General features: G+C 39.4%; 7 protein-coding genes and 1 pseudogene. 6 read left to right on the top strand and 2 right to left on the bottom strand.

Annotated elements, in window-relative coordinates:
* From PLK24_RS06730 to PLK24_RS06740, 3 genes and pseudogenes are all read left to right on the top strand, one after another.
* Nucleotides 1-225 (top strand): annotated as a pseudogene (locus tag PLK24_RS06730) (DUF6141 family protein); the annotation flags it as partial.
* A gap of 116 nt (nt 226-341) precedes the next feature.
* Nucleotides 342-683, top strand: a complete 342-nt coding sequence (locus PLK24_RS06735) for a hypothetical protein (protein WP_324477534.1) — start codon at nt 342-344, stop codon at nt 681-683.
* Between the two features lie 185 nt (nt 684-868).
* Complete coding sequence (locus PLK24_RS06740) at nt 869-1,972, top strand: alcohol dehydrogenase catalytic domain-containing protein (RefSeq protein WP_324477536.1); 1,104 nt, start codon at nt 869-871, stop codon at nt 1,970-1,972.
* 447 nt (nt 1,973-2,419) lie between these two features.
* Here PLK24_RS06740 and PLK24_RS06745 read toward each other — a convergent pair whose 3' ends face one another.
* A complete protein-coding gene (locus PLK24_RS06745; protein WP_324477538.1) occupies nt 2,420-2,902 on the bottom strand; it encodes a GNAT family N-acetyltransferase in 483 nt (160 codons plus the stop codon).
* Nucleotides 2,903-2,940: 38 nt separating this feature from the next.
* Between PLK24_RS06745 and PLK24_RS06750 the strand changes: the two genes are divergently transcribed.
* The 3 genes from PLK24_RS06750 (at nt 2,941) to PLK24_RS06760 (ending at nt 5,677) form a co-directional block, all read left to right on the top strand.
* Nucleotides 2,941-3,558, top strand: coding sequence for a hypothetical protein (locus PLK24_RS06750; protein WP_324477539.1), 618 nt, complete (start codon nt 2,941-2,943; stop codon nt 3,556-3,558).
* Nucleotides 3,559-3,830: 272 nt separating this feature from the next.
* Nucleotides 3,831-4,145: a DUF485 domain-containing protein gene (locus PLK24_RS06755; protein ID WP_324477541.1), complete on the top strand. Its 315-nt coding sequence runs from the start codon at nt 3,831-3,833 to the stop codon at nt 4,143-4,145.
* Nucleotides 4,142-5,677 carry a sodium:solute symporter family transporter gene (locus PLK24_RS06760; protein WP_324477543.1) on the top strand — a complete coding sequence of 512 codons (1,536 nt, stop codon included), beginning with the start codon at nt 4,142-4,144 and terminating at the stop codon, nt 5,675-5,677. The genes PLK24_RS06755 and PLK24_RS06760 overlap by 4 nt, the downstream gene beginning before the upstream one ends.
* Before the next feature lie 12 nt (nt 5,678-5,689).
* Here PLK24_RS06760 and PLK24_RS06765 read toward each other — a convergent pair.
* Nucleotides 5,690-6,747 (bottom strand): radical SAM protein (locus PLK24_RS06765; RefSeq protein ID WP_324477545.1); only part of this gene is annotated, 1,058 nt, incomplete at its 5' end.

Here is a 6,747-nt window from a genome sequence, read left to right on the forward strand (position 1 = left end):
AGAATTCCAAAAGAAAACCTGGTGAGTTATCAAATTGTCCATTACCAACCTTTGCGAGATTATGGAGGATGGGGAATCCGTTATGGAAAATACGGAAAAGCTTATACTCTCTCTGGAGATATCGGAGTTCAATTGGTCACTATTGATCAAAAGAAGATTTTACTCGGCACTCTTAGACCGGAAGACATGCAAAAAGCTCTTGATTCAATACTCAAAAAACACTAACTAATCTACTCGCTTGCTCCACTGACCCATCGAACATTTTATTGTTATTTACTATAAGTAAACAGTCTGATAGTTCAAAAAGAAAGGAATTGGGTCCTTGATATCAAAGGAGGTGAATGATAACGGATGATTTAGAAAATAAAGATAAAGCTGAAAAAATCCACCAACTATTACTTGAAATTGATGAACAACAGTTACAAGCCAAGTATCGTTTTAAACATCGTACACTGCCCTTCCTTATCATTATCGCTATACTGCTTTTTTCTGCTCTCTATCTCATTTATCCATGCCTCTATGGTTTCATAGAAACTTTAATTGAATTTATTGAAGAACAACCTCCTTTTATTCATGATCAAAAAACTCCTAATATTATGGTTTATGAGATAGATCAAAGGGGAAAGCTAATGAATCAGATTATTAGAAACACAAAATACCTACAGTTTGACCATCTATCCTGAAAATACCATCTAATAAATTCTTTAATCGGTCATTCTGAGCCCTGGTTTTTCGAGGGCGCGAAGATCTCATTTTTTAATTATTTCTGTCTTCTTCCCCAAATTTGTATATAATATTAAGGTGAACAGAGAAAATCATTGGGGGAAAGTAATTGATAAAAAAATAAGAATCATGGAGGTACCTTGTTATGGCACATATCGAATCATCTGGAAACATTCCAAAAAAGATGAAGGCGGTAGTCAACTATGCTCCTGGCGACTTCCGCTTAGAAGAAGTTGATGTTCCAGAAATTGGGCCAGGAGAAGTTTTGATAAAAGTTGGTGGTTGTGGAATATGTGCGGGAGATGTAAAAACTTTCCATGGTGCCGCACGAATCTGGGGAGGAGATGGTCAACCGGCTTATGTGAAACCTCCAGTTATCCCCGGTCACGAGTTTTATGGTCAAGTGGTGGCATTAGGAGAAGGCGCCAGCAAAAAGTATGGTTTGAAGCTCGGTGATTGGGCAACTTCCGAGCAAATTGTTCCTTGTGGTGTTTGTCGTTATTGCCTTCGAGGAGAATACTGGATGTGTGAAGTTCATAATATTTACGGCTATCAGAAACATGATGCCGAAGGTGGTTTTGCCGAGTATATGAGATTTCCAGCTACTGCTCGCAATCACAAACTACCCGAAGGCTTCCCCCTTCATATGGCCCCCTATATTGAACCGTTAGGGTGCGCTATCCATGCCGTTGAGAGAGCTGATATCCAACTCGATGACGTTGTGGTGATTGCCGGCATTGGACCTCTTGGATTTGGTATGCTTCAGACTGCTCGTCTTAAAAATCCGAAACTCCTGATTGCAATCGACGCAAAAGAAAAAAGATTAAATTTAGCTAAAGAATTAGGTGCAGATTTAGTTATGAATCCATTAAAAGAAGATGTGGTGGCTAAAGTGAAAGATCTGACCGATGGCTATGGCTGCGATGTCTATATTCATGCCAGTGGTAATCCCAAGGGAGTTCATCAAGGAATGAATATGATTCGAAAATTGGGAAGATATGTTGAGTTTAGTGTTTTCAATGAACCAACTCTCCTTGACTGGTCAATTATTGGAGATGTGAAAGAAATTGAAATTCGAGGCGCCCATTTGAGTCCCTATACCTATCCAGCTGCTATCCGCTTTATTCAAGAAGGCAAAGTGAAAGCCGAAGATATCATAACCCATGAATTTCCGCTCGTTGAGTTCAAAAAAGGAATGGAATTGGCAGAAAAAGGTGACGAGTCAATTAAAGTGGTATTGATTCCATAACCATTTATATAAGTCTAATGGCCAATTGCCCCTCTCTATCAAAAAGAGGGGCAATTTTTTTGTTTACTAAATACTTTAATTACTGGATAGATCCACATGCAACTTGGTGGCAATTGATGAGGATGAAAACCTAAGATTCGACCTGTCTTGGTATGTCACTAAATTAATCGGATGTAACAAAGACCGGAGGGGAGAAGGCGCGAGAGAGCAACATTTTCTACGTTCTGAGGAGTCCAGTGTCTTTCCCGGACGACGTGAGAATCTCATCCTTTCCAGTTTCATCGTTCCCCGATTCAATGATTCCATAAATTATAAAAGATGAGATCCTCACGGCTTTAAAAAGCGAAGCCTCAGGATGACGGCTTTTTTAAAATTCTTTTGTTAAAGCTTGATTTATTTAACCCGTCAATGGATTTTAAGAAAAAAGTATCTATCCTCTTTTTTATCCTATCCAATCAGATTTATTTCCATATAATGAGCGCCTTCAACCGGATTATTATAATAAGGCTCAATTTCATAAAATCCCAGCGACCGGTAAAGTGTAATTGCTTCTTTCATGGTCGAAATGGTATCAAGACGCATTTTATGGTAGCCTAATTCTTTAGCACGGGAGATGAGATGAATCGCCAAGCCCTTCCCGATTCCCAGTCCTCGGAATTCCGGTCGGACATAAAGTCGCTTCATCTCGCAGATTTGTTCCTTAAGAGGTTTCATTGCAATGCATCCAGCTGGTTTTCCATACACCAGAGCTAAATAAAGCAAACCTTTGGGAGGTGAATAGACGCCAGGGAGTTCATCAAGCTCTTGTTGAAAGTTTTGAAAGCACAAGCTAAAATTCAGCGATTGAGCGTATTCCAAGAATAATTGCTTGATATTATCGATGGAAGTTTTTTCATTGGTGACTTCCATGATCGTATACGGTTTATTCATATTCATATACAAATCCCTTTCCTATTGGAGGTGGATAAATGAAAATTAAATTTTTTACTATTTTATATGTCCTATTGGTTTTTTCGCAAGGCGTTTTCGCTGATTCTCCAGCAACATCAACTCCCTTTTCTGAAGCTTATCTGGATATTCCTCTAGTTAAAATGGCACAAGAACAAGGGGTTCTTAACCAAGAAATGTGTCGATTCTTAACTGATCTCAATATTTCTATTGATCAAAAAGCCGCTTTAGTTAATGCCTTGGGGTGGAAATTCGAGGGGAAAAAGAATGCTGAAATATTTACTCAATTTCTTATGAAAAAATATCGATTTCAAACCAAGAATCTTCCAATTTATGCCTTAAATGGTAGTGAATTGATGTGTCTTGGGTATCTCAAACTTCTTGATGATTACTTTCACCCCTTAGAAGCTATGAAAATTCTTGAGGGAGCTTTGAAAATCAAGCCAAACAGTTTTACGGTAAATATTGTAACTGCTATAGCTCGAGGCCAGGTTGCTTTTGATACTGATTGGTGCCAAATTTGGCGTTTTGCTGAAACGGTATTGAACAATAAATCGCTTAATGAAGACTTTCGTCCGGAAGCCACATCGATTATCATGGATTATTTAATTTTATACCGGGATAGTTGTTTTGAATAACCTCTTTTTTCACAATAAGAGGTATAATAAATAGTAATTGAAAGTAAAAGGCAGGGGAATACAGTTGATTTTTTCTATGATTCGTCAGTTTCATCCTCCACCAAGTTAATTTTTCCTCTAAGTTCATTTAACCATTTGCCCACTGTTTTATAAGCCCCATATTTTTACCGAGATAAGATTTTAATTGTCTCAGACAATTTTATCGTTTCAATATTATGAATTATTGATTCACTTCAAAGCCGACAATTTGATTTTAATGTGAGGGGAAGCTTATGAAGAAAAAGACCAACAAAAATAAAAAATTAGATAATTTTGCCTTTCAAGAATTGTATAACCGAAGAAAAGCCATTACTTTTACTTTAACTTTGTTTATCGTTGGTATTTATGTTGCATATATTTTGATTAATGCTTTTGATCGGGAATTATTGGTTCGGAAAATATCTGGTGGTATTACCTTGGGTATTTATATTGGCATTGGAATTATCATTATCGGATGGATCACCACTGGAGTTTACGTTTGGTGGGCGAACAACAAATACGATTCACTGCTTGATAGAATTAAAAGGACTACTGGAGGCCACTCATGAGTACAACCAGCTTAGGGCAGGTCAATTCGATTTCAATTTCCTTCTTTTTTATATTTGTGGCAGCTACTCTATTCATTACCTATTGGGCCTCAAAGAAATCCCATACTACCAGTGAGTTCTATGCTGCTGGACATGGTATCAGTGGTTTTCAAAATGGTTTGGCTCTTTCGGGAGATTTTATGAGCGCGGCATCTTTTTTGGGAATTGCCGGCATGGTGGCTCTGAGTGGTTATGATGGTCTGATATATTCAGTGGGTTGGCTGGTTGGCTGGCCGGTGGTGCTTTTTCTCATCGCAGAACCACTCAGAAATTTAGGGAAATATACCCATGCGGATGTCGTGGCCTATCGGTTGAGCAAAAGGCCGGTTCGAAGCGCAGCAGCTGTTGGAAGTATTGTGACAGTTCTTTTCTATCTTCTTGCTCAAATGGTGGGTGCCGGAACCTTAATAAAACTGGTTTTTGGTCTTCCTTATGAGGTAGCGATTATCTTAGTTGGTTCGATTATGCTTGCCTATGTCTTGTTTGGCGGGATGCTAGCCACTACCTGGGTTCAAATTATCAAGGCAGCACTTTTGCTGGGCGGCGCCACAGTTTTGGCGATTTGGACCCTCTATCATTATGGATTTCATTTTGGGAATCTTATTAATGAAGCCCAGATTCAATATGGAATTGATTTTCTGCTTCCGGGAGGATTGGTTAAAAATCCTTTAGATACTATTTCTTTGGGATTGGCACTGATGTTTGGAACTGCCGGCCTTCCACATATTCTTATGAGATTTTACACCGTTCCCAATTCGAAAGAAGCCAGAAAATCAGTTTTTTATGCGACTGGTTTCATTGGATTTTTTTATATCCTTACTTTTATTTTAGGATTCGGCGCAGCGGTCATTGTTGGAAAGGCAGCTATTCAAACTATTGATCAAGGTGGAAATATGGCAGCTCTTCTGTTAGCTGAAGTATTGGGAGGTCAAGTTTTTCTTGGTTATCTGGCAGCAGTCGCTTTTGCTACCATTTTAGCGGTAGTTGCTGGTTTGACCTTGGCTGGTGCTTCGGCAGTATCCCACGATCTGTATGCGGGAGTTTTTAAACAGGGTATTATCAATGAAAAAAAGGAGTTGAGAGTGGCAAAAATTTCCACTCTATCTTTGGGTATTGTCGCTATTGTATTAGGGATCCTCTTTAAAGGTCAAAATATTGCCTTTATGGTAGGATTGGCATTTGCCATTGCAGCGAGTGCGAATTTTCCGGCCTTGCTTCTGTCGATATATTGGAAGAAATTTACCACTCAGGGAGCGGTAGCTAGTATGATTACTGGCTTAGGGTTGGCCATTATCCTCATTTTTTTGAGCCCCACTATCTGGGTGGATGTCCTCCATCATTCCCGAGCCCTTTTCCCCTTGAAAAATCCTGGACTTTTTTCCATGGCTGGATCTTTTTTGGTTGGTATTTTAGTGTCACGGTTCACCCATGATCTGCAAGCGGAAGAAAAATTCGCCGAGGAAACTGTCCGCAGCTGTATCGGAGGAGTATAAAATTATTAACCATCAAAAATTGAGTTGGAAATGAGGACTGACGTCGTGAGCTATTTTCAACGCTTCTTCATATTCTTGCCGGGAAAGTCGACGGTTTAATGATGGACATTGAAAGGCATGATAAGTTGGATAATATTGCGCCATGATATTAATGGCAGCAGTTGGAGATATCTTTTCGGCAATAAAAGCGATGATTTCCTGGGTTCCAGCGAGATGATTTGGAAGGACCAGATGACGAATAAACAGGCCTCGCTGAGCGATTCCCTGTTGATCAACTTTTAAATCTCCTACTTGACGATGCATTTCTTTTAACGCAGCTTTCATGGCTTCCGGATATCCTGAAATTCCGGATAATTTCTCGGCAGTTTCTTTATTAGAGTATTTTGCATCGGGAAGGTAAATATCAATAATGCCATCCAACTTTTTTAGAGTAGCTGTACTTTCATAACCGCCGCAGTTATAAACGATGGGGATATTAAGTCCGTTACGAACTACCATCACTATAGCAGCAAGGATTTGAGGAAGGTAATGGGTGGGAGTAACCAAATTAATATTATGACAGCCAAGTGCCTGGAGTTCCTCCATGTAACCAGCCAAAGTTTCAATAGAGATTTTTTCGCCGTGGCCTTGGCTTATAGTCCAATTTTGACAATAGATGCAATGCATCGGACAATGATGGAAAAAAATAGTGCCTGAACCTCGATACCCTACCAACGGAGCTTCTTCCCCATAATGAGGTCCATAGGAGGCAACTTCCAATTCCATCCCCGCTCTGCAATGTCCAATTTCACCCTTTTTCCGATTCACCCGACAGGCATGAGGACAGAGAGTGCAGGACTCGAGATTATCCATCAGTTCCTGAGACTTTTGGATAAGAATATCAAGGTCAATTTTTTCTCGATAAATTGGTTGAGAATCCATACTTTCCACCTCAAAATACTGAAACAAAAAGATAAAATAACCGGTAAGAATTTCAAATTTCACTATTCCTATCCTGAAAATACCATCAAACAAATTCTTTAATCGGTCATCCTGAGCCCTCGCTTTGTAAGGGCGTGAGGATCTCATCT

The organism is Atribacter sp. (assembly GCF_035418125.1).
In the GTDB taxonomy this organism is placed as follows: Bacteria; Atribacterota; Atribacteria; order Atribacterales; family Atribacteraceae; genus Atribacter; species Atribacter allofermentans.